This window comes from Burkholderia sp. Bmkn7, from assembly GCF_041103175.1.
GTDB lineage: Bacteria > Pseudomonadota > Gammaproteobacteria > Burkholderiales > Burkholderiaceae > Burkholderia > Burkholderia cepacia.
Window position 1 is genome coordinate 3,008,652 of sequence record NZ_JBGCUH010000003.1, and the last position, 22,853, is coordinate 3,031,504.

Consider the following 22,853-nt stretch of genomic DNA (forward strand, 5'->3'; position numbering starts at 1 on the left):
CGGATTCTTCCGGGCCGGGTACCGCACACTTCACATCCGGAGGCAGCCGTTACAGACGCGCGCGAAGCTGCGCCACCCTTTCCTTGATCTTCGCGGACAGCGCATCGTCCGGGTCGTAAGTCAGGCACCGCTCGAGATCGGCGATCGACGCGTTGATATCACCCAGCGTCTCGTATGCCCTGGCGCGATTGAAATAGACGAAAGGCTGGTCGGGATTGAGCTTCAGCGCCTCATCGAAGTAATCGAGCGATTTCTGGTAGGCGCCGCCTTCGAGGTAAATCGTCGCGAGCGTGCAATACGCCGACGGATCCGTGTAGCCCAGCTCGATGGCCCGGTTCAGATCGTTCAGCGCGAGCGCTGTCTTCTTGATCATTGCGAAGGTCGTGCCGCGATCGGCATACGTCGCCGCGTCTTCCGGCGCCACCTTCAGGATGTCGCCGTACAGTCCGAGCGCATCCTCGATGCGCCCCTGCGACACGAATCCGCGTGCCCGCATGCGCATCGGTGAAAAATCGGGGTTCCTATCGGTCATTCAATTCAGCTCCAAAAACTTCGCACGCGCATTATCCGCTTCGCTGTCCGGAAGCCGCCCCGGCTCAGCGAACCGCTTTCTCGATGAGCCCTTTCAGGTAGTTCTCGAGCGCACCGAACCTGACAATCGATGCGTTTCGCCTGGTTGGATGAGGAGCCGCCGCAGCTTTCACGGCTTCCGGCAGATCGTCCCTCAACCACAACTCGGGAATCTGTAATCGGGCGTACGATTCACCGTCAATTTCCTCCAGAACCATGTGGCCGCGCCATGGATATTCGTTAAACACACCGGACACTTGATGCACGAAGAGCAACGCCCGCTCCCCGATCTGGAGCGGTACGTTCCCCCACGTCGCAGGCCCGCTGTAAAACTCGAACTCCGTTCCGAGACGATCCGGCGTGATGCCCTTCCCGCAGGAATAGATCTGCTCGATTTTTGCGCGAAAAACGTGCGGACTCGGCGAATCGATGACGGACACGACCACCAGGTCGTGCATACCAGCAGCGACAGAATAGAGACTCTCTGACATGTGGTGAAGTGGTGGACGGTGTCCGAGGTGAACGAAGCGTTGTCGCCGAAGAGTGAAACCGGGCGCGGCATCGTCGCCAAACACCATTCGCAGCGCTTCCGGCAGGCGCACGATCCGACAATCAGGTATCCATGGCCGGGCGCCCGTTGCGAACGCCGGGGTCGGGCCGCGGCCCTTGGCCCGCGACAGCAGCATCAAGCCGCTCGGGGCATCCGGGCGATTCCGGCGGGATGCGCCAGAGTCGCCCCGCCAGCATCAGGACTCGACGTCCTCGAGACTGAAAATCTCCGTCTGGTCGTTGTACGAGAAGATCTCGCCGTAACGCCCCCAGTCGATCACCGCGTCGAGCGTCTCCTCGGCGGCACCGTCCGACAGGAAATCCTCCAGCTCCTGCTCGAAGCGCACGCGCGGCGCGCGATGGCCGGGACGCTCGTTCAGCACCTTCTTGATCCGCGCGGCCAGCGGCACGTGCTTCAGCAGGTGATCCGCGAACATCAGCTTGCGCTCCTGCGTGCCGAATTCCGCGAACACGCGCCCCGGCGGCGTCAGGAACACGTCCCCTTCCCGCACGTCCGCGAAGCCGAGGTATTGCAGCACTTCGGCGATCGGGAACAGGTCGTCGACCTCGAGGTGCAGCGTACGCGCGATTTCCGGCATGTCGGCGCGACCGTGGTACGGCGCCATCGCGAGCGTCTCGATCAGGCCGGCCATCAGGTTGGTCGACACCTGCGGCAGCCAGCTGCCGAGCTCGAGCCCCTTCTTCGTCGCTTCGCCGGTCTGCCGCGCGGTCATCTTCGCGTAGATGTCGTCGACGAGCTTGCGGAATGCCGGGTCGAGCCGGTTGCGCGGATGCTTGAACGGCACCTTGATCTCGGCGATCACGCGGCCCGGGTTCGACGACAGCACCAGAATCCGGTCGCACATGAACACCGCTTCCTCGATGTTGTGCGTAACGATCAGCACCGACTTGATCGGCATGCGGCCTTGCGTCCACAGGTCGAGCAGGTCGGTACGCAGCGTCTCGGCGGTCAGCACGTCGAGCGCGGAGAACGGTTCGTCCATCAGCAGGATCGTCGGATCGACGACGAGCGCACGCGCAAAGCCCACGCGCTGGCGCATGCCGCCCGACAGCTCCCGCGGGTACGCGTTCTCGAAGCCGTCGAGACCGATCAGGTCGATCGCGGCGAGCGCACGCTCGCGCCGCTCGCGCGCGCCGACGCCGAGCGCTTCCAGCCCGGCTTCCACGTTCTGCAGCACGGTGAGCCACGGGAACAGCGCGAAGGTCTGGAACACCATCGCGACGCCTTCGGCCGGGCCGCGCAGCGGCTTGCCGAGGTAGGTCACCTCGCCGCCGGTCGGCTCGATCAGCCCGGCGATGATGCGCAGCAGCGTCGACTTGCCCGAGCCGGAACGGCCGAGCAGGCCGACGATCTCGCCTTCGCGCAGCGACAGGTTCGCGTCGTCGAGCACGAGCAGTTCGCCCTGCGTCTTGTTGAAGCCGCGACAGACGTGATCGACGCGCAGGATTTCCTCACCGAGGCGCGGAGGCTGGTTCGTCTGGACGGGGGCGTTTACAGCATTCGGATTGTGCATCGCGTTTCGCTCTCAATCGGTCTCAGTCGAGCCGCAGCTTCGCTTCGGCGAAGGCATACAGCGGACGCCACAGCAGGCGGTTGAACAGGGTAACGAACAGGGACATCACGGCGATGCCCAGGATGATCTTCGGAAAATCGCCGGCGGCGGTGGTCTGTGCGATATAGGCACCGAGGCCGTGCGCCTCGATCCTGGTATTGCCCCACTGCACGGCTTCCGACACGATGCTCGCGTTCCACGCGCCGCCCGATGCGGTGATCGCACCGGTCACGTAGTACGGGAAGATGCCGGGCAGGATCGCCTGCCGCCACCACTGCCAGCCGCGGATGCGGAAGTTCGTCGCCGCTTCGCGATAGTCGTTCGGGTAGGACGTCGCACCGGCGATCACGTTGAACAGGATATACCACTGCGTGCCGAGCACGATCAGCGGCGACAGCCAGATATCGGCGTTCAGGTGGAAACGCGCGATCACGATCACGAACACCGGGAACAGCAGGTTCGCCGGGAACGCGGCAAGGAACTGCGCGAGCGGCTGCAGCTTCTCGGCGAGCCGCGGGCGCAGCCCGATCCACACGCCGATCGGCACCCAGATGACCGATGCGATCGCGATCAGCACGACCACGCGCAGCAACGTGATGAGTCCGAGCACGAGCACATGGCCGACCTCGGCCATCGTCACGCCGGTCGCGACGAAGCTGACGACGCGCCACACGATATAGGCCGTGCCGAGCAGCACGAGCGCGGCCCATGCGATGTCGACCGTGCGCGACGCCTTCTTCTCGACTTTCGGCAGCGTGAAGCGCATCGCGCCCGACAGCGGCAGGCGCAGCGGAATCCGCGCGGCCTTCGCGAAGAACCAGCCGGCCGGCACGAGCAGCTGATGAATCAGGCGCGTGCGGCGGACGAGGTCGAGCAGCCAGGATTGCGGCGCGTCGCCCGACGCGGTGTTCTCCATCCGGAACTTGTCGGCCCACGCGATCAGCGGGCGGAACAGGAACTGGTCGTACGCAAGGATCACGACGGTCATCGTGAGGATCACCCAGCCGATCGCACCGAAGTTCTTGTCCGAGATCGCCTGCGCGAGATACGCGCCGATGCCCGGCAGCGTGATGGTCTGGTTGCCGACGGTGATCGCCTCCGACGCGACGACGAAGAACCAGCCGCCCGACATCGACATCATCATGTTCCAGATCAAGCCGGGCATCGAGAACGGCACTTCGAGCTTCCAGAAGCGCTGCCAGGACGTCAGGTGGAAGCCTCGAGACACTTCGTCGAGGTCGCGCGGCACCGTGCGCAGCGACTGGTAGAAGCTGAACGTCATGTTCCACGCCTGGCTCGTGAAGATCGCGAAGATCGCCGCGAGCTCGGCGCCGAGCACGCGGCTCGGGAACAGCGCGAGGAAGAACGTGACGGTGAACGAGATGAAGCCGAGCACCGGCACCGACTGCAGGATGTCGAGGATCGGGATCAGCACCATGCCGGCACGGCGGCTCTTGGCCGCGAGCGTGCCGTAGACGAGCGTGAACGCGAGCGACGCGACCATCGCGGCGAGCATCCGCAGCGTGGTGCGCAACGCGTATTCGGGCAGGTTCGACGGGTCGAGCGAGATCTTCTGCGTCTGCAGGGTGCCGATCGGCGCCATCGTTTCGTGGAAACCGACGACCGCCATCGCGATCAGGCAGATGATCAGCGGAAACGCGATGAAATCCCACCGGTTCGGCAGAACGCGCCACGCGGACGCGTTGGCGGTCCGGTTCGGATTGAAGAATCCGACGTCCATCAGGCGCCCTCCCCGGTAAGGCCGAACGAAGCCGGCAGTCGATGTTGATTCATGGCAAAGCGCACGGGTGCGGTAATTCGATTGACTGACGATCGCGCGCGAGCGCGGTGCGCCGTGCGTGCACGCGCTGCCGCGCGCCGGACGTGCCGGCCCGCGACGGCACGACACTACACCAACCTGTATTTCAGGTACAACCGTCCGGGAACGGCGCAGGCGGCGCACGGATCGTGCCTGGCGCGCGGGCGAATGACGGGTGCGCGGTACAAGCAGCCCGGCCGCACTCCTTCGGCCGGCACGCAGGCCCGAATTATGCCGTGATCCGGCCCGGCCGGGAACCCGCCCGCCGCACGCACGCGCAAACCATGTCGGGCGTCATCGGCCCGATACGACTAAGCGGGTATGATCGGGGCTGGCCCCTGAGGGTCGGTGGCGGCCGTACCGATGGCAACGCATGCGCGTTCCCGGTGTCCGCAGGCCCTGGGGATCGATCGACGAGCGGGAGGAAAGGGAATGGCAGGAAACTTGGTGATCGTCTGCCGCGATCAGGATGCCGACGCGTTCTACGAATTGATGCAGGAATACGGGTCGTTCCAGACGCGGCTGTCGTCGACGGCATGGTACCTGAACATGAACGTCGTGCCTGAATCGCTGCAGGAAGAAATCCTGGAGCGCCTCGGCCGGTATACGACCGTCTACATCTTCGAGGCCACCAGCGTGACCTACAACACCATCGACAGTAACGCGGCCGAGACGCTCGGCACGCTGTTCGGCGAATGATGCCACGCGGCGCCAGCCCGGCCGGGCCGGCGCCGCAGCCGCTCATGCGGCCTGTGCGTGGGGTTCGTCCTTCGGCACGGCCTCGAACGGGAACGTCATCGCGACACGCAGGCCGCCTTCTGGGCGGTTGCCGATGTCGCACGCCCCGCCCAGCCTGAGTACGAGCCGCTCGACGATCGCGAGCCCGAGCCCGCTGTGGCCGTTCCCGCCGCGTGCGGGATCGAGCCGCACGAACGGCCGTGTCGCCGCCGCGAGATCGCGCGGAGCGATCCCGCCGCCGCTGTCGCTGACCGACAGCACATAACCGGCCGGCGTGCGTGCCGTCTCGACGAGCACGGGCGGCGCACCGTACGCATGCGCGTTGTCCAGCAGGTTCGACAGGATCCGGTCGAGCGTCGCCGTCGGCAGGCGGAAGCCCGGATCGGCGTCGAGCCGGGTCTGGACCGTCGGCGCGTTCGGCGCGACCGCGCGATAGCTGCGTGCGATCCGCTCGCACGCCTGATCGACCGGCACCGGCTCGCTGCGATCGGACCCGCCGTGGGCAAACACCAGAAACTGGTCGACGATGTGCGACATCGAATCGACGTCGCGCACGACGCCGTCGCGCAGCCGGACGTCGTCCATCATTTCCGCCCGCAGCCGCATCCGCGCAAGCGGCGTGCGCAGGTCGTGCGCGACGCCCGCCAGCATCACCGCACGGTCGCTTTCGGCCTGCGACACCTGCTCCACCATCTGGTTGAAACCGTGCGTGAGCTGGCGCAGCTCGCGCGGGCCGCGCTCGCGCAACGGCGGCACCGGCTGGCCGCGGCCGAAGCGCGCGACCGCGCGCGCAAGCGAACGCAACGGCTGCTGCAGCTGCCAGGCCGCGAACAGCGCGGCAATCACGCCGGCCGAGAAAATCGTGCCGAGCCACAGCAGCATCCGGTCGAGCGAGCGCGGCGGCCGCAGCGGCTGCACCGGCACCACGATCCAGTTGCGGTCGGTCGGCTCCTTCACCCACAGCACCGGCGGATGGCCGGGTGCGCCAACCTCGACGCGCGTGCCGGGCGGCATCCGCTCGCTCACGTCGTCGCGGAACCGCCGGAGCGCCGCCGGCAGGTTCGACGGATCGCCGTTCGGCACGTCGGCGCTGTCCGGCGCCACGAGCCGCACACGCGACGGCAACGGCTGGTCGGGCGTGCGCTCGACGTGCTGGCGTACCGCGTCGACCAGGAACGCGGCCTCTTCGACCGCGTAGCGCGTCTGCATCTGGCTGCGCTCGAGCCGCATCGCGAAAAACCACGCGAAGTGCGACAGGAGCAGGACACCAACGACGAGCAGCGCCAGCCGCCCGAACAGTGAATCAATGGGTTTGCGCATGGGCCTCGCCGTCGGGCACGAACACGTAGCCGCGCCCGCGCACCGTCTGGATGAAGCGCGGCGTCGACGGATCCGTTTCGAGAATGCGGCGCAGGCGCCACACCTGGACGTCGATGCCGCGGTCGGTGCCGTCGTACTCGGGCCCGTGCAGCAGCTCGAGCAGCCGCTCGCGCGTGAGCGTGCGCAGCGCATGGTTCACGAAGATCTTCAGCAGCGCGAATTCGCTGCTCGACAGCGTGGCCGGCTTGCCGTCGACCGACAGCGTACGCGCCTGGAAGTCGAGCACGAAGCGGCCGAATCCGAACGGCTCGCGCTGCTCGGGCGCCGCCGCCGACGGCGTCGCGCGGCGGCGGCGCAGCACAGCCTGCACGCGCGCGAGCAGCTCGCGCGGGTTGAACGGCTTGCCGAGGTAATCGTCCGCGCCGAGCTCGAGCCCGACGATGCGGTCGACGTCGTCCGCCCGCGCGGTCAGCATGATCACGGGGATGTCGTCGCCGGCCGCGCGCAACTGGCGCAGCGCGGTCAGGCCGTCGACGCCCGGCATCATCAGGTCCAGCACGATCAGGTCGGGCCGCTCGCGCTCGAGGCGTTTCTCGAGCGTCGCCGCGTCGTGCAGCACGGACACTTCCATCCCCTGGCGCACGAGATAGTCGCGCAGCAGGTCTCGGAGTTCTTGGTCGTCGTCGACGATGAGGATCTGGGTAGTCATGGCTCGAAGTTTACCGCGCGAGGGCGGAGTCGAAGAACGAAACAAAGGGACGAAAGGGTTACTGCGGGTTACCGCGCAAGGGAACTGTAATGCGCGGTAACCGGGCCGCCGCCCCACGTAACACCGGCCGGAGCCTGCATCGCTAACCTGCGTCTTACCGGATGCGGTACCCGACTTTCCCGGCACCGCATCGCCGGACCCTTTGGATACAAGGAGTTTCTGAAATGTATAAGAAGACTTCCCGCGTGGCCATCGCGGCCGCCACCGTGCTCGCTCTCGCATTCGGCACCGCGCACGCCGCGCAACCCGGCGACATGCCGCCTCCGGGCGGCCCCGGCGCCCACCAGATGCACGGCGGGCACGACGGCGGCCCGTTCGGCGTGGTCATGAAACTGCACGACCAGCTGAAGCTCAACGCATCGCAGGAACAGCAGTGGCAGGCCGCCGTCAACACGATGAAGCAGAACCATGACGCGATGCGCAAGAGCCACGAGCAGATGCGCGAACAGTTCAAGGCGCAGCAGAACCAGCCGATCCTCGACCTGAGCGCGATGCACGCCGCGCGCCAGCAGGCCGAGCAGCAGAACGCGCAACTGCGCGAGCAGACGTCCGCCGCGTGGCTCGCGTTCTACAACGGCCTGAACGACCAGCAGAAGACCACGGTCAGCACGGCGCTCAAGCAGCAGTTCGCGAAGATGGAACAGCGCCACGAGAAGATGAAGGAGCGCTGGCAGCAGCATCGCGCGGCCAAGGCCGCGTCGGCACCGGCGCAGTAAGCCGGCGGGGCCGCTCCACGGAGCGGCATCCTCGAAGGGGACGCGGGCACCGCCCTGCGTCCCCTTTTGCGTTTCAGGCGACGTCGAACAGCAGCACCTCGGCCGCCCGGCCGCGTGCGAACGCCACCGCGTCCACGCCGCCGATCCGCGCGCCGTCACCCGCGGCCAGCGCGCGGCCGTTCACCGCGACGTCGCCGCGCACCACGTGCACATAAGCACGGCGCCCGGCCCGCAGGTCGAACGCCGCCGCCTCGTCGCCGTCGATCAGTCCCGCAAAGATGCGTGCGTCCGCATCCAACGGCAGCGCGCCGCCGCCACCGTCCGGCGCCGCGACGAGCCGCAGCCGCCCGCGCTTGTCGTCGTCGGCAAAGCGCGTCTGCGCGTAGCCGGGCCGGCCGGCCGCCCCGGCCGGCGCGAGCCAGATCCGCAGCAGGCGCAACGGCTGGTCGCACGACGCGTTGGCTTCGCTGAGCATGACGCCGGTGCCGGCACTCATGCGCTGCACGCCGCCCGCACGCACGATTGCCCCGTTGCCGAGGCTGTCGCGGTGCGCGAGCGCGCCGTCGAGCACGTAGGTGACGATTTCCGCGTCCCGGTACGGCCGCATCCCGTAGCCGCGGGTCGGCGCGATGCACTCCTCGTTCAGTTCGCGCAACGCGCCGAAGACCGGCGGCCCGCCCCGGCCGGACGCGCAAGGAAAGCTGTGAAGGAATTCGTGCCAGCCATGGCTGCGCTGGTCGCGATCGGCGGCGCGGCGGATCTGGAACATGGGGCGGACACTCCGTGAGAGGCGTTGTTCTGGTATGCCGACACTGTATGAGTGTGCCAATCGCGCCACAATCCACCGCTCGCGCACTGCATCGTTGCATCCGCGGATGCAATTGACCCAATGCCCGCTGAGAATGCGACGATTATCGCAACAGCCGGATCAATGCCTCGAGGAATCGATCGGTCGGCCCGGATTGCCGGTTTCCGGGTATCGCGTTCGGGTAAAATACCGCCCTTTTGGCGTTCGCCGTTCCGGCGGCCGCCATCGCCAGAACGCCGATCGGCGAATTTTGGCCGTCTAGAATACGCCGCGGCGCCCGGTTCGACCGGCCGCGAGCGCCCCCGGAAAGTCAGCAACAGAAGGATCGAAATGAAGAAGGCCGCCCTGTGCGCCGCCCTCGCCCTCGTGGCGGGCAGCGCCTTCGCGAAGGAGTGGAAGACCGTGCGGATCGGCGTCGACGCCAGCTACCCGCCGTTCGAGTCGACCGCGCCGAGCGGCGAGATCGTCGGGTTCGACGTCGATCTCACCAAGGAAATCTGCAAGCGGATCAACGTGAAATGCGTGTGGGTGGCGCAGGATCTCGACGGGATCATCCCGGCGCTGAAGGCGAAGAAGTACGACGTCATCGTGTCGTCGCTGACCGTCACGGACAAGCGCCGCGAACAGATCGACTTCTCCGACAAGGTATACGACGCGCCGGCGCGGATGATCGCGAAGGCCGGTTCGCCGCTGCTGCCGACGATCGCATCGCTGAAGGGCAAGCGCGTGGGCGTCGAGCAGGGCTCGACGCAGGAAACCTACGCGAAGGCGTACTGGGAGCCGCAGGGCGTGACGATCATTCCTTACCAGAACCAGGACCAGGTCTATGCCGATCTCGGCTCGGGCCGCCTCGACGCGACGCTGCAGGACGAGCTGCAAGCCGACTACGGCTTCCTGCGCACGCCGCGCGGCAAGGGTTTCGCGTTCGCCGGGCCGGAAGTGAAGGATCCGAAGACGATCGGCGACGGCACCGCGATCGGCCTGCGCAAGGAAGATACGGACCTGAAGCTCAAGATCAACAAGGCACTGGCCGACATGCACAAGGACGGCACGTACGACCGGCTGTCGCACAAGTATTTCGCGTTCAGCGTCTATTCGGCTTCGGCCCGCTGAGCGTCGAAAAGAAGAGGCAACGGATGCGGGGGCGGCCCCGTGTCCGGGCAGTACAGGCAGTCGACCACGCGCCGCCCGCCCCGTCGCCCGCCGCTCGCGCGACGGGCTGGCCCGGCACCGATGCCGGGGCGGACGGTCATGATACGCACGAGGCGTTCCGCGCAGCTTGGCGGGCGCGTCTTTCGCGGCGCACCGCGTGCGCCCTACGGGACCACACTAGGGACCACCCCAGGGACCACATATGTTTCTACAAGGTTACGGCCCGCTGATCCTCGCTGGCACCTGGCAAACCGTCAAACTGGCGGTGCTTTCGCTCGCGCTGTCGTTTCTGCTGGGGCTGCTCGGCGCGGGCGCGAAGCTGTCGCGCAACCGCTTCACGAACGGCGTCGGCACCGTCTACACCACGCTGATCCGCGGCGTGCCCGACCTCGTGCTGATGCTGCTGCTGTTCTACAGCCTGCAGATCTGGCTGAACATGGCGACCGACGCGCTCGGCTGGGACCAGATCGACATCGACCCGTTCCTCGCCGGCGTGCTCGTGCTCGGCTTCATCTACGGCGCGTACTTCACCGAGACCTTCCGCGGGGCGTTCCTGTCGGTGCCGCGCGGCCAGCTCGAGGCCGGCAGCGCGTACGGGATGACCAACTGGCAGGTGTTCACGCGGATCATGTTCCCGCAAATGATGCGCTTCGCGCTGCCCGGCATCGGCAACAACTGGCAGGTGCTCGTGAAGTCGACCGCGCTCGTGTCGATCATCGGCCTGGCCGATGTCGTGAAGGCGTCGCAGGACGCCGGCAAGGGCACGCTGCGGTTCTTCTTCTTCACGCTGATCGCGGGTGCCGTCTACCTCGCGATCACGACGATCTCGAACTTCGTGCTGATGTGGCTCGAAAAGCGCTACTCGACCGGCGTCCGCAAGGCTGACCTATGATCGACCTCATCCAAGAATACTGGCGCAACTACCTCTACACCGACGGCTACCGCATCACCGGCGTCGCGATCACGCTGTGGCTGCTGGTCGTGTCGATCGGCCTCGGCTTCTGCCTGTCGGTGCCGCTCGCGGTCGCGCGCGTGTCGAAGAAGAAGTGGCTGTCGGGCGCCGTGTGGCTCTACACGTACGTGTTCCGCGGCACGCCGCTCTACGTGCAGCTGCTGCTCTGCTACACGGGCCTCTACAGCCTGCAGGCCGTGCGCGGCACGCCGATGCTCGACGCGTTCTTCCGCGACGGGATGCACTGCACGCTGCTCGCGTTCACGCTGAACACCTGCGCGTACACCACCGAGATCTTCGCAGGTGCGATCAAGGCGACGTCGTACGGCGAGATCGAAGCCGCGCGTGCCTACGGGATGTCCACGTTCACGATGTATCGCCGCGTGATCCTGCCGTCGGCACTGCGTCGCGCGCTGCCGCTGTACAGCAACGAAGTGATCCTGATGCTGCACGCGACCACCGTCGCCTTCACCGCGACCGTGCCGGACATCCTGAAGATCGCCCGCGACGTGAACTCGGCGACCTACATGTCGTTCCACGCGTTCGGCATCGCCGCCCTGCTCTACCTCGCGATCTCGTTCACGCTCGTGTGGCTGTTCCGCCAGGCCGAGCGTCGCTGGCTCGCGTATCTGCGCCCGCAAGGCAAGTAAGTTTTCGCAGGACTATTGATGAATTCCCAGACTCAGAAGCTTTTCGTCGACGATCTGCACAAGCGGTACGGCGACAACGAGGTGCTCAAGGGCGTGTCCCTGAAGGCGAACTCGGGCGACGTGATCAGCGTGATCGGCTCGTCCGGCTCCGGCAAGAGCACGATGCTCCGCTGCATCAACTTCCTCGAGCAGCCGAATGCGGGCCGCATCTTCGTCGACGGCGAGGAAGTGCGCACCGCGCTCGACAAGTCGGGCGCGCTGCGCGCGGCCGATACGAAGCAGCTGCAGCGCGTGCGCACCAAGCTGTCGATGGTGTTCCAGCACTTCAATCTCTGGTCGCACATGAACGTGATCGAGAACGTGATGGAAGCGCCCGTGAACGTGCTCGGCATCCCGAAGAAGGAAGCCGAGGAGCGTGCGCGCGCGTATCTCGAGAAAGTCGGCCTCGCGCCGCGCGTCGAGAAGCAGTATCCGTCGCACCTGTCGGGCGGCCAGCAGCAGCGTGTCGCGATTGCGCGCGCGCTGGCGATGCATCCGGACGTGATGCTGTTCGACGAACCGACGTCGGCGCTCGACCCGGAACTGGTGGGTGAAGTGCTGAAGGTGATGCAGAAGCTCGCCGAGGAAGGCCGCACGATGATCGTCGTCACGCACGAGATGGGCTTCGCGCGCAACGTGTCGAACCACGTGATATTCCTGCACCAGGGCCGCGTCGAGGAAGAAGGCGTGCCGTCCGAGGTGTTTGCCAACCCGAAGAGCGAACGCCTGCGCGGGTTCCTGTCCGGCAGCCTCAAGTAACGCGCACGAAACGCACGACGTTCGAACGGGCGCCTCGCGGCGCCCGTTTTGCGTTTACGTGGCGTCTATGTGGCGTTCATGCGGCGCTCACCGGCGCGCTGTCGGCGAACGCGCGCAGCTCGTCGCCCGCGAGCCGGTAACGCACCCATTCGCTCTGCGGCGCCGCGCCGACGCTCTCGTAGAAGCGGATCGCCGGCTCGTTCCAGTCGAGCACGCTCCACTCGAAACGCCCGCAACCCGACTCGACCGCGATCCGCGCGAGCGCCTTCAGCAGCCGCAGCCCGGCGCCCGCGCCGCGAAAACGCGGCGACACGTACAGGTCTTCGAGATACAGCCCCTGCCGGGCGAGCCACGTCGAATACGAGAAGAAATACACGGCGAAGCCGGCCGGCTCGCCGTCGACCTCGCAGATCAGCGCGCGCGCCGGCGATCCGTCGCCGAACAGGCTGCGCTCGAGCGACGCGGGCGTCGCGACCACTTCATGCTCCGCCTTCTCGTAGACGGCCAGTTCGGTAATGAAACGCAGGATCTGCGGCACGTCGGCGACGGTGGCGGAACGAATGTCGATTTGCACGGGATGAGCCCTCCTCCGGCCCGGACTTGAAACGGAAAGCGGCGCCGCGCAGCCGCGCTGGCGCCAATCAGATCGTCATACTACGTTCACGCAGCGCCTGCAGGAAGTGCAGGTTTTTCATCCTGACCTGAACATGATGCATCCCGATCTGCGCCGTCTCGACCTGAACCTGCTGCTCGTGTTCGACGCGCTGTACCGCCACCGGTCCGTCGCCGCGGCCGCGCACGAGCTCGCATTGAGCCCGTCCGCGCTGAGCCACGCGCTCGCGCGGCTGCGCGACGCGATCGGCGATGCCCTGTTCGTGCGCCTCGGCAACGAGATGCAGCCGACCGTGCGCGCCGACGACATCGCCACCTGGGCCGGCGACGCGCTCGACGCGATGTCGAAGGGGCTTGCCCGCGCGCGCCGCTTCGATCCCGCGCAAAGCGACCGCACGTTCGTGTTCGCGGCGACCGACTACACGGCCTTCGCCGTGCTGCCGGCGTTTCTCGCGCGCATCCAGCATGTCGCGCCGCGGTTGCGGATCCGCATCGTGCATTCCGACCGGAAGATTTCCGTCGACGAACTCGCGGCCGGCCGCATCGATTTCGCGCTCGGCTACCACGAGGAATCGGCGGCCGACGCGCCGGGCATCGAGGACTTCGACTGGTTCTCCGACGACTACGTCGTCATCGCGAGCGCCGCGCATCCGGACATCCGCCGGCGGCTCACGCTCGACCAGTACCTGGCGGCACGCCACGTGGTCGTCACGCCGTGGAACGAGTCGCGCGGCGTCGTCGACCACGTGCTCGACCGGCTCGGCCTCGCGCGGCAAGTCGCCGTGCAGTTGCCGACCGTACTGGCCGCACCGTTCGTGATTGCGGAATCCGCGCTGCTGATGACCGTGCCGAACCGCGCCGCGCAGGCGCTCCGGCACGCGGCGCCGATCCGCATCTTTCCGGCGCCGTTCGAGATCCCGCGCTACACCGTGAAGGTCTACTCGCACGCGAAGCACGCGCGCACCGATGCGCATCGCTGGATTCGCACGCAGTTGCTCGAAGCGAGGCCGGAGCCTGCCTGACCGGAGCGCGCCGGCGCACCGCGTCGCGCGTCGCCGTGCCAGCGCGACGGGCACGGGCCGGCGACGTCCGGTGGCCGCCCATTCATTACGAAATACTTACCAATTTCTCCTGTCTGGCGCATACGCCCGCGCCCCCTGCAACGTCAATAGTGGCAATCCTTGATCCATGTTTGCGAAAGCCGTGTCTCCCTTGTGGCACAAGGGTTTTCCGTTAATTGCAAACCCTCGGCGCACCTGTTGCCCACCGTGTTGCATGGCAATTTGGCGACAGGTGTTAGTCAAACAACGATTTCCATCGCCACAAAATTGTATTTTTGCTAAATTAGTAACCAAAGTAGCAAAACGAAGTTCGTGAAATGTAGTTTAGCTTCACGACACTACAAGGAGACCCCGCAGGCCGACCCGGCTGCGCGGGACCGCTCAACGGTTTTCCGTCCGCTTGCCCGCGTGCTGCGCTTACCGGCCCTGCACGAGGTCTCCCTGGTTATCCCGCTTTTGCCCGGCGCTCGCGCTCCGGGCATCTCGTGCAGTCTGGGTTGACTTTTTGACAGGGTATGGAGGAGATGATGAAGAAAGCTTTGGTCGCGGCCGCGCTGATGGCTGCTGGGGTGGTGACGGCGCACGCGCAGAGCAGCGTCACGCTGTATGGTCGCCTGGATGCCGGCCTCGAGTACCTGAACGGCCTGCAAAACGGCCACCAGGTGCGCGCGGAAAGCGGCGACTGGGGCACCAGCCTGTGGGGCTTGAAGGGCACCGAAGACATCGGCGGCGGCAACAAGATCCTGTTCCACCTCGAAGGCGCGTTCAACACGATGACGGGCGGCTTCAGCGGCTCGATCTGGGATCGTTTCGCGACCGTCGGTATCTCGAACGACCGTTACGGTACGCTGCTGCTGGGTCGTGAACTCGCGATCGCCAACGGCGTGTGGGACTTCGACCCGTTCGGCCAGTCGGCCTGGTCGACTGCCTCGCTGGTGCGCGGCCGTAACTGGAACAAGACGAGCAACAACGTGTCGTACCAGTCGCCGCAGTTCTACGGCCTCGACTTCTACGGCCAGTTCTCGTTCTCGAACTCGACCAGCTTCAACGGCAACACGACGGCCGGCCAACCGGGCCGTGCAGCCGGCGCACAGGTCACCTATACGAATTCGCTGTTCCAGTTGCGCGGCATCTACGACGAAACGCGCGACAGCAACGGCCGCTTCTCGGACGTGTTCAACTACTCGCGTGAATACTTCGCGGGCGTGAACGTGTTCCTCGGCCAGTTCAAGGTTCAGGCCGCTTACCAGGCCTCGCGCGCGGACGGCAGCGGCGGCCCGGCGGTGAACGCCGGCGTGACGGGCACCCAGCAGGTCTGGGGCGGCGTGACGTGGCAGGCAACGCCGGCAGCGGCGCTGATCGCGGCCGTGTATCACGTGAACGCGAACCACGGCGGCGGCAACGCGAACATCTACACCGTCGGCGGCTCGTACAACATCTCGAAACGCACGCTGTTCGACCTGCAGGTCGCGACGGTGCGCAACAGCAAGAACGCCAACTTCGGCCTGAACGCGAACGGCGCCGGTACGGCCGTGTCGACGGGCAACCCGAATCCGGGCGGCAGCCAGACCGGCGTCTACGCCGGCATCCAGCACCTGTTCTGATCAGGCGCCGTCAAACAACGATTCGACAACACTTTCCACGCTGCTGCGAGAGGCGCGTATCGGTGCGGTACCCCAACGGGTATCCGCACCGTTTTTTCTTGGCGGGGCCTGAAACGGCCCGCTGACGAATACGGCGCTCAGACGGCCGCTTCGTTCTCTTCGCCGGTGCGGATGCGGATCACGCGCTCGACATCCGACACGAAGATCTTGCCGTCGCCGATCTTGCCGGTGCGCGCCGCGCCGATCACCGCGTCGATCACCTGGTCGACCTGCGCTTCCGCGACGACGACCTCGATCTTCATCTTCGGCAGGAAGTCGACGACGTATTCCGCGCCGCGATACAGCTCGGTATGCCCCTTCTGGCGGCCGAAGCCCTTCACTTCCGTCACGGTCAGGCCCGTGAGACCCACTTCGGCGAGCGCTTCGCGGACTTCGTCCAGCTTGAACGGCTTGATGATGGCAGTGATGCGTTTCATGGTGGTTGTCCCCCAATGCTCGTTTGGATGAAAAATCGCGACCCCGATTGTAAGCCTGCGAGCCGCATGCGGCCCAGCACGGCTCAGTCGAGGCGTTCGGTAAAACGTGACGTGATCGGGTAGCGCCAGTCGCGCCCGAATGCGCGATGCGTGACGCGAATGCCGATCGGCGCCTGGCGGCGCTTGTATTCGTTGATCTTGATGAGCCGCGTCACGCGTTCGACGTCCGCCTGCGCATAACCGGCCGCGACGATCTCGGCGAGCGGCCGATCTTCTTCCATGTACATCCGCATGATCGCGTCGAGTACGTCGTAAGGCGGCAGGCTGTCCTGGTCGGTCTGGTTCTCACGCAGCTCGGCCGACGGCGCACGCGTGAGGATCCGCTCGGGGATCACGTCGCGCAGTGCATAGTCGGCCGTTTCGTTGCGGTAACGGCAGAGCCGATACACGAGCGTCTTCGCGATGTCCTTGATCACCGCGAAGCCGCCGGCCATGTCGCCGTACAGCGTGCAGTAGCCGACCGCCATCTCGCTCTTGTTGCCGGTCGTCAGCACGATCGAGCCGAACTTGTTCGACAGCGCCATCAGCAGCGTGCCGCGGATACGCGCCTGGATGTTCTCTTCCGTCGCGTCCTCCGCGCGGCCCGCGAACTCGCCCGCGAGCGCCGCGCGGAATGCATCGAACATCGGCGCGATCGCGATCTCGTCGTAGCGCACGCCGACGCGCCGCGCCATCTCCGCCGCGTCGGTGGTCGAGATGTCGGCCGTGAAGCGCGACGGCATCATCACCGCCCGCACGCGCCCGGGCCCGAGCGCATCGCATGCGACCGCGAGCACCAGCGCCGAATCGACACCGCCCGACAACCCGATCAGCACGCCCGGAAAGCCGTTCTTGCCGATGTAGTCGCGCACACCGGTCACGAGCGCGCGGTACACCTGCGCGTCGGTCGACAGCTCGGGCGCGATCGCGCCGGGCAGCGGCCGCGCGCCGTCGAATTCGACGATCGCGTGCCCTTCGTCGAACTGCGGCATCCTCGCGACGAGCGCGCCCTGCGCGTCGAGCACGAACGAACCGCCGTCGAATACGAGTTCGTCCTGGCCGCCGACGAGGTTCACGTACACCATCGGCAGCCCGGTTTCGCGAATCCGCGCGCGCAGGATGTCGACGCGCACCGCTTCCTTGTTCATGTGGTACGGTGAGCCGTTCGGGATCAGCAGCACCTGCGCGCCGGCCGCCTTGGCGATCTGCGCGGCCGATGCATGCCACGCATCCTCGCAGATGATCACGCCGTACTTCACGCCGTTCAGCTCGAACACGAGCGGCTCGGTGTCGGTCGCGAAGTAGCGCTTCTCGTCGAACACCTCGGTGTTGGGGAGGTCCTGCTTGCGGTAGGTGCCGACGATCTCGCCGCCGACGATCAGCGATACCGCGTTGTAGGTATCGGTGGGCGGCACGCCGCGCTCGATCGGGCGGTTTGCATTACCATCGACGGCTGGCGCATGCGGATCGCCGCCCGGCGCGCCCGCGCCGCGCAACGGATGGCCGACCAGCACCGCGAGCCCGTCGAACGCCTTCAAGGCGCCGGCGAGCGCGTCGAGCGCGGCCGCTGCCGCCGCGTAGAACGCCGGCCGCAGCAGCAGGTCTTCCGGCGGATAGCCGGACAGCGCAAGTTCGGGTGCGATCATCAGCTGCGCACCATCGTTGTGCGCGGCGCGCGCGGCCGCGACGATCCGCGCGACGTTGCCGGCGAAATCGCCAACGGTGACGTTGATCTGGGCGAGAGCGAGTCGGGTCTTCATGGCGGGATCGGCGCAGCCCGGCGGCGCGCCCTGAACGGCTGACGAAATCGTCCCGGTGCGGGCCCGCGCAGGCCCTCGCATCCGGCGACACAGAATGGTACGGATTCACGCTTGAAACACGAACGCATCGATTATCGCACGGGCATCCTGTCGTCCCCCGCGGAGGTGCCGGCCGACGAATGGAACGCGCTGCTCGCCCACGACGCGCAGCCGACGCCCTTCCTGCGCCACGAATTCCTCGACGCGCTGCACGTCGCGCGCTGCGCGGTCGACGACACCGGCTGGTCGCCGCATTTCGTCACGCTGACCGACGAGCGCACCGGGCGCCTCGCGGCCGCCGCGCCCGTCTACGCGAAGCAGCATTCGTACGGCGAATACGTGTTCGACTGGGCCTGGGCCGACGCGTACCAGCGCAACGACCTGCCCTACTACCCGAAGCTGCTATGCGCGGTGCCGTTCACGCCCGTGCAGGGCACGCGCCTGCTCGCGGCCGACGACGATGCGCGCCGCCGTCTCGCGGCCACGCTGCTCGCATTCGCCGAGCAGAGCGACGTGTCGTCGCTGCACGTGCTGTTCCCGACCGGCGACGAAGCAGCGCTCCTCGAATCGATGGGCATGATGCTGCGCGAAGGCGTGCAGTTCCACTGGATCAACGACGGCTACCGCCACTTCGACGATTTCCTCGGCACGCTCGAGCAGAAGAAGCGCAAGAACATCCGCGCGGAGCGGCGCAAGGTGCACGAAGCGGGCGTGACGTTCCGGCGGCTGACCGGCGACCGGATCACCGACGCCGACTGGCGCTTCTTCTCGCGCTGCTATTGGCAAACGTACCGCGAGCACTATTCGAGCCCGTACCTGAACCTCGACTTCTTCCGTACGATCGGCGCGACGATGCCCGAGAACCTGCTGCTCGTGATCGCGGAAGCCGACGGGAAACCGATCGCGAGCGCGCTCGCCGTGTACCGGCGCGGCGAGCACAGCGGCGGCACGCTGTACGGCCGCTACTGGGGCGCGGTCGAGCACGTGCCGTGCCTGCATTTCGAAACGGCCTACTACCAGCTGCTCGAGTTCTGCATCGAGGCCGGGCTCGACACGTTCGAAGGCGGCGCGCAGGGCGAACACAAGCTCGCGCGCGGCTTCCTGCCGACCGTCACGCACTCCGCGCACTGGCTCGCGCACCCGGCATTCTCGGACGCCGTCGCGCGCTTTCTCGAACGCGAGACCGAGCACATCCACGCGTACGTCGACGAATTGCGCGAACACGATCCGTTCCGGCGCGGCGGCGTGTAACGGCTGCGCGCCGGAACGCGCCGGAAGCCGCCGGAACGTGGCAGTACGTGCCGGCACGCGACGAGACCACGACCGGCCTCGCCGCGTGCCGCGTGGCCGCCCGGCTCAGTGCGCGGCGAGCGTCACCGTCGTCGACTGCGCCTGCGGGTCACGCGACGAAGCCGCCGCCGACAGCCCGTAGCTGCCCGCGGCGATCCGCCACGCATGCGCATTCGCGTCCCACACCGCGAAGCGCTGCGCCGGCACCGCAACGCTGACGGCACGCGCCTCGCCCGGCTGCAGCGCGACCTTGGTCCAGCCGACGAGGCGCTTCGGCGGTTCGCCGAGCGACGCGGGCAGTGCCGCGTAGATCTGCACCGTCTGCGCACCGGCCCGCGCGCCGGTGTTCGTCACCGTCACGCCGACCGTCACGTTGCCTGCCGCATCGGCCCGCGCGGACAGCGCCGACAACGCATACGTCGTGTACGACAGCCCGTAGCCGAACGGGAACAGCGGCTCGATCGCCTTCGCGTCGAACCAGCGATAGCCGTACGCGAGCCCTTCCGCGTAAACGGTCTGCGTGCGCGACGGATCGATCGCCGGCTGCGGCAGGTCGGCCTCCTGCTTCGGGAACGTCAGCGGCAGCCGGCCCGACGGGTTCGCATCGCCAAACAGCAGATCGGCGATCGCCTGGCCGCCCTGCGCGCCGGGATACCACGCTTCGAGCACGCCATGCACGTTCGCGAGCCACGGCATCAGCACGGGGCTGCCGTTCTCGAGCACGACGATCACGCGCTTCGCCTTCGCCGCGACCGCCGCAATCAGCGCGTTCTGGTCGTATTGCTGGTTGTACGGATCGGCCTTCGCATCGGGCAGCGACAGGCTCGCGAGGTCGAGCCCTTCCGTCTGCCACTGCGTTGCGAACACGATCGCGACATCGGCCTGCGCGGCCGCGCTCGCCGCGGCATTCGCGTCGGTTCCGTCGAGGTAGCTGACCGCCGCGTTCGGCGCCTTCGCGCGAATCGCCGCGAGCGGCGCGGACTTGTACCACGTCGCACAGCCGCCGAACAGCGTGTCGGCGGGTTGCTGGCAGGTCGTCACCGCATTGCCGTCGATCGCCGGCACCGCGCCAGAGCCGCCGCCCGACAGCACGCCCGCGTCCGCATGCCCGCCGATCACGACGACCGACTTCAGCGCGCCGGCCGCCAGCGGCAGCACGGGCTGCGCATCGCCGGGCGCGGCCGCGTTCTTCAGCAGCACCGCGGATTGCCGCGCGATCGCGAGCGCATCGGCGTTGCCGGCCGCTTCGTCGATCGCGCCGCCCGGCTTCGGCGGTGCGTCCATCACGCCGATGCGGATCAGCGTGCGCAGCTTGCGCTGCACCATGTCGTTCAGCCGCGCGGCCGACACGCTGCCGGCCTGCAGCGCCGCCCGCAGCTTCGTGTTGAAGAACGAGCCGAGCGGCGCGTTGTTGTCGTCCGCCGCGCCCGGCTCCTCCTCGTCGAGCCCCGCCTGCACGGCCGCGACCGTCGAATGCGTCGCGCCCCAGTCGGACTGCACGACGCCCTTGAAGCCCCATTCGTTCTTCAGCACCGTGGTCAGCAGATACGGGTTCTCGCACGCATACACGCCGTTCAGCTTGTTGTACGAGCACATCACGTTGCCCGGCTGGCCGTCCTTCACGCCGATCTCGAACGCGAGCAGTTCGGCCTCGCGCATGGTTCGCTCGTCGACGACCGAATCGATCGTCATCCGGTTGGTTTCCTGGTCGTTGAACGCGAAATGCTTGATCGTCGCGATCACCTTCTGCGCCTGCGTCGCCTGCGTGCGCGCGGCGCTCAGCGTGCCCGCGAGCACTGGATCCTCGCCCATGTATTCGAACGTGCGGCCGTTGCGCGGCTCGCGCGCGAGGTTCACGCCGCCGCCGAGCCCTTCCGCGAAACCGAGCGCGCGCAGTTCGAGCGCGATGCGCGTGCCGTAGGTGCCGGCGAGCGCCGGGTCCCACGTCGCCGCGAGCGCGACCGGCGCGGGCAGCGCGGTCACGCGCGCGTTCTTCACGTTCACGCCGCCCGCCGAATCGGCACTGCTGACCGCCGGAATGCCGAGCCGCGGCACGCCCGGGATGTAGCTCGCGCCGTTCAGCGCGTCGGCCGGAAACGGGCCGCCCAGGCTGAGCGCCGGCATGCCGGTGCCATGCACGAGCTGCAGCTTTTCGTCGGTCGTCAGTTGCGCGACGAGCGCGGCCGCGCGCTGGTCGGCCGCGGCATCGGGGTCGGCCGGCGCGGCCGGACCCGCGTGGATGTCGTCGCCGCCGCACGACGCGAGCAGCACCGTGAGCGCGCACGCGGACGCAATCGTCGAACACCGGAACAGCGAAGTTTTCATTGATCCTCCTGAATCGATCTGTTGTACTTGTCGCCACACTCCAGCGTCCGAGTCTAAAAATCGACCGGTCACCACGCTTGACCGGCAGGAGCATGCGTTGACCTCTCGCAGCGGGGACAAACCCGAACGGCATGACGAAGGGGGACAGACATGGAGTTGCAACAGAAGTCGGTATCCGTGCGGATCTACCGCTGGCTGTGCGAAGACGCGCGCGCGAACGGCATCGATCTCGCGCCGCTGTATGACACGCTCGGCATCGGCCCGGCCGAACTCGCCGACGACACGCGCCGCATCGCAGGCGATCGGCACGTCGCCGCGATGCGGCTCACGAACGAATGGCCGCTGTCGTGGCATCGGCCGCCGCCGCAGGTCATGCCGTGGCTCGTCCCGTTTCCGGAGCTCGCGGGCATCACGTGCAACGCGGCGACGCTGCGTGACGCACTGCACGACTACCTGCGCTATCGCGAGCTGATCGGCAACGTCGACTGGGTGTTCGCGCACGAGAACGGCGACGCGATCGCGCTCGAATACGTGAACGAAGGCGACGGCCGGCACGCGGGCAGCGCGTTCGCGAACCTCGCGATCCTCACCGCGCTCGCCCGCCTGTACGATCCGCACGTGCGCGTCGACGAAGCCGCCTTCGCCGGCCGCGCGTTCGCACCCACCGCCGCGCTGCGCGACATGCTCGGCGCACCGGTGTCGTTCGACGCCGCGCACAACCGCATCGTGCTGCGTTCCGCGCACTTCGACACGCCGTTCGAACGCTACAACGCGCCGCTCGCCGGCATCCAGCGTCATGCGGCCGACGCCGCGCGCGAGCGTGTACGCGTGCGCTCGACGTTCGGCTCGTCGGTCGAGCAATGCGTGCGCGACTGGCTGCGTACCGCCGACGAAGCCGATGTACCGACCGACACACTGATGCAGCACGTGTGCACGCGCTTCGCGATGTCGCGCTGGACGCTGCGCCGGCGGCTGCATCGCGAGGCGGTCGGCTTTCATGCGCTCGTCGCGCAGGCCCGGCTCGGCGAGGCGCGCGACCTGCTGCTGAATACGCAATTGCCGATCGGCGAGATCGGCGTGCGCGTCGGCTTCCGTTCGACGAGCGCGTTCACGCGCTTCTTCACGCGCGAACTCGGCGCGGCACCGAGCCGTTTTCGCGACGGGCACGGCGATCGATGGCGTTGACGCGCGCCTTTTCTGAGACACTGGCGGCTTCGCATCCCGCCGCCCTG

At 67.2% G+C, this 22,853-nt stretch carries 21 protein-coding genes; 10 read left to right on the forward strand and 11 right to left on the reverse strand.

Annotated features, from left to right (window positions below; genetic code table 11):
• Nucleotides 1-49: 49 nt before the first annotated feature.
• The 4 genes from AB3K92_RS35575 to AB3K92_RS35590 form a co-directional block, all read right to left on the reverse strand.
• On the reverse strand, nt 50-532 hold the full coding sequence (locus tag AB3K92_RS35575; RefSeq protein ID WP_369466732.1) for a tetratricopeptide repeat protein: 483 nt from the start codon (nt 530-532) through the stop codon (nt 50-52).
• A gap of 64 nt (nt 533-596) precedes the next feature.
• Complete coding sequence (locus tag AB3K92_RS35580; RefSeq protein ID WP_369466733.1) at nt 597-1,256, reverse strand: hypothetical protein; 660 nt, start codon at nt 1,254-1,256, stop codon at nt 597-599.
• 60 nt (nt 1,257-1,316) lie between these two features.
• Complete coding sequence (locus tag AB3K92_RS35585) at nt 1,317-2,654, reverse strand: AAA-associated domain-containing protein (RefSeq protein ID WP_021158501.1); 1,338 nt, start codon at nt 2,652-2,654, stop codon at nt 1,317-1,319.
• A 22-nt stretch (nt 2,655-2,676) separates the two neighbouring features.
• Nucleotides 2,677-4,434 carry an ABC transporter permease subunit gene (locus AB3K92_RS35590; protein WP_059496622.1) on the reverse strand — a complete coding sequence of 586 codons (1,758 nt, stop codon included), beginning with the start codon at nt 4,432-4,434 and terminating at the stop codon, nt 2,677-2,679.
• A gap of 510 nt (nt 4,435-4,944) precedes the next feature.
• On the opposite strand from AB3K92_RS35590, the gene AB3K92_RS35595 reads away from it, so the two are divergent.
• Entirely contained in the window at nt 4,945-5,211 is a 267-nt protein-coding gene (locus tag AB3K92_RS35595) for a hypothetical protein (RefSeq protein ID WP_027786765.1), read from the forward strand.
• 42 nt (nt 5,212-5,253) lie between these two features.
• Here the strand turns inward: AB3K92_RS35595 and AB3K92_RS35600 are convergent, their stop codons facing one another.
• Both AB3K92_RS35600 and AB3K92_RS35605 read right to left on the reverse strand, forming a co-directional pair.
• A complete protein-coding gene (locus AB3K92_RS35600; RefSeq protein ID WP_021158496.1) occupies nt 5,254-6,570 on the reverse strand; it encodes an ATP-binding protein in 1,317 nt (438 codons plus the stop codon).
• Nucleotides 6,554-7,279 (reverse strand): response regulator, encoded by a 726-nt coding sequence (locus AB3K92_RS35605; RefSeq protein WP_021158495.1) that lies wholly within the window; start codon nt 7,277-7,279, stop codon nt 6,554-6,556. Before AB3K92_RS35605 ends, AB3K92_RS35600 begins: the two co-directional genes overlap by 17 nt.
• 224 nt (nt 7,280-7,503) lie before the next feature.
• Between AB3K92_RS35605 and AB3K92_RS35610 the strand changes: the two genes are divergently transcribed.
• Complete coding sequence (locus AB3K92_RS35610) at nt 7,504-8,055, forward strand: periplasmic heavy metal sensor (protein WP_059590419.1); 552 nt, start codon at nt 7,504-7,506, stop codon at nt 8,053-8,055.
• Between the two features lie 73 nt (nt 8,056-8,128).
• On the opposite strand, the gene AB3K92_RS35615 is transcribed toward AB3K92_RS35610, so the two are convergent.
• Nucleotides 8,129-8,824, reverse strand: coding sequence for a pirin family protein (locus AB3K92_RS35615; RefSeq protein WP_059486222.1), 696 nt, complete (start codon nt 8,822-8,824; stop codon nt 8,129-8,131).
• A gap of 369 nt (nt 8,825-9,193) precedes the next feature.
• Between AB3K92_RS35615 and AB3K92_RS35620 the strand changes: the two genes are divergently transcribed.
• From AB3K92_RS35620 to AB3K92_RS35635, 4 genes are all read left to right on the forward strand, one after another.
• A complete protein-coding gene (locus AB3K92_RS35620; protein ID WP_021158492.1) occupies nt 9,194-9,976 on the forward strand; it encodes an ABC transporter substrate-binding protein in 783 nt (260 codons plus the stop codon).
• A 241-nt stretch (nt 9,977-10,217) separates the two neighbouring features.
• Entirely contained in the window at nt 10,218-10,907 is a 690-nt protein-coding gene (locus AB3K92_RS35625) for an ABC transporter permease (RefSeq protein WP_021158491.1), read from the forward strand.
• On the forward strand, nt 10,904-11,617 hold the full coding sequence (locus tag AB3K92_RS35630) for an ABC transporter permease (protein ID WP_042974080.1): 714 nt from the start codon (nt 10,904-10,906) through the stop codon (nt 11,615-11,617). The genes AB3K92_RS35625 and AB3K92_RS35630 overlap by 4 nt, the downstream gene beginning before the upstream one ends.
• A gap of 18 nt (nt 11,618-11,635) precedes the next feature.
• Nucleotides 11,636-12,415 carry an ABC transporter ATP-binding protein gene (locus AB3K92_RS35635; RefSeq protein ID WP_369466734.1) on the forward strand — a complete coding sequence of 260 codons (780 nt, stop codon included), beginning with the start codon at nt 11,636-11,638 and terminating at the stop codon, nt 12,413-12,415.
• Nucleotides 12,416-12,491: 76 nt separating this feature from the next.
• Here AB3K92_RS35635 and AB3K92_RS35640 read toward each other — a convergent pair whose 3' ends face one another.
• Complete coding sequence (locus AB3K92_RS35640) at nt 12,492-12,989, reverse strand: GNAT family N-acetyltransferase (RefSeq protein WP_021158490.1); 498 nt, start codon at nt 12,987-12,989, stop codon at nt 12,492-12,494.
• Between the two features lie 133 nt (nt 12,990-13,122).
• Here AB3K92_RS35640 and AB3K92_RS35645 point away from each other — a divergent pair, with 133 nt between their 5' ends.
• Nucleotides 13,123-14,049, forward strand: a complete 927-nt coding sequence (locus tag AB3K92_RS35645) for a LysR family transcriptional regulator (protein WP_059676490.1) — start codon at nt 13,123-13,125, stop codon at nt 14,047-14,049.
• 563 nt (nt 14,050-14,612) lie between these two features.
• Nucleotides 14,613-15,692 (forward strand): porin, encoded by a 1,080-nt coding sequence (locus tag AB3K92_RS35650; protein ID WP_021158488.1) that lies wholly within the window; start codon nt 14,613-14,615, stop codon nt 15,690-15,692.
• A gap of 137 nt (nt 15,693-15,829) precedes the next feature.
• Here AB3K92_RS35650 and AB3K92_RS35655 read toward each other — a convergent pair whose 3' ends face one another.
• Both AB3K92_RS35655 and AB3K92_RS35660 read right to left on the reverse strand, forming a co-directional pair.
• Nucleotides 15,830-16,168, reverse strand: coding sequence for a P-II family nitrogen regulator (locus tag AB3K92_RS35655; protein WP_006398637.1), 339 nt, complete (start codon nt 16,166-16,168; stop codon nt 15,830-15,832).
• Between the two features lie 83 nt (nt 16,169-16,251).
• Nucleotides 16,252-17,967, reverse strand: a complete 1,716-nt coding sequence (locus tag AB3K92_RS35660; protein ID WP_059590429.1) for an NAD+ synthase — start codon at nt 17,965-17,967, stop codon at nt 16,252-16,254.
• Nucleotides 17,968-18,078: 111 nt separating this feature from the next.
• Between AB3K92_RS35660 and AB3K92_RS35665 the strand changes: the two genes are divergently transcribed.
• Complete coding sequence (locus AB3K92_RS35665; protein ID WP_369466735.1) at nt 18,079-19,257, forward strand: GNAT family N-acetyltransferase; 1,179 nt, start codon at nt 18,079-18,081, stop codon at nt 19,255-19,257.
• Nucleotides 19,258-19,362: 105 nt separating this feature from the next.
• On the opposite strand, the gene AB3K92_RS35670 is transcribed toward AB3K92_RS35665, so the two are convergent.
• Nucleotides 19,363-21,621: a glycoside hydrolase family 3 C-terminal domain-containing protein gene (locus AB3K92_RS35670; RefSeq protein ID WP_369466736.1), complete on the reverse strand. Its 2,259-nt coding sequence runs from the start codon at nt 21,619-21,621 to the stop codon at nt 19,363-19,365.
• A gap of 150 nt (nt 21,622-21,771) precedes the next feature.
• On the opposite strand from AB3K92_RS35670, the gene AB3K92_RS35675 reads away from it, so the two are divergent.
• Nucleotides 21,772-22,806: an AraC family transcriptional regulator gene (locus AB3K92_RS35675; protein ID WP_060159300.1), complete on the forward strand. Its 1,035-nt coding sequence runs from the start codon at nt 21,772-21,774 to the stop codon at nt 22,804-22,806.
• The last annotated feature ends 47 nt before the right edge of the window (nt 22,807-22,853 follow it).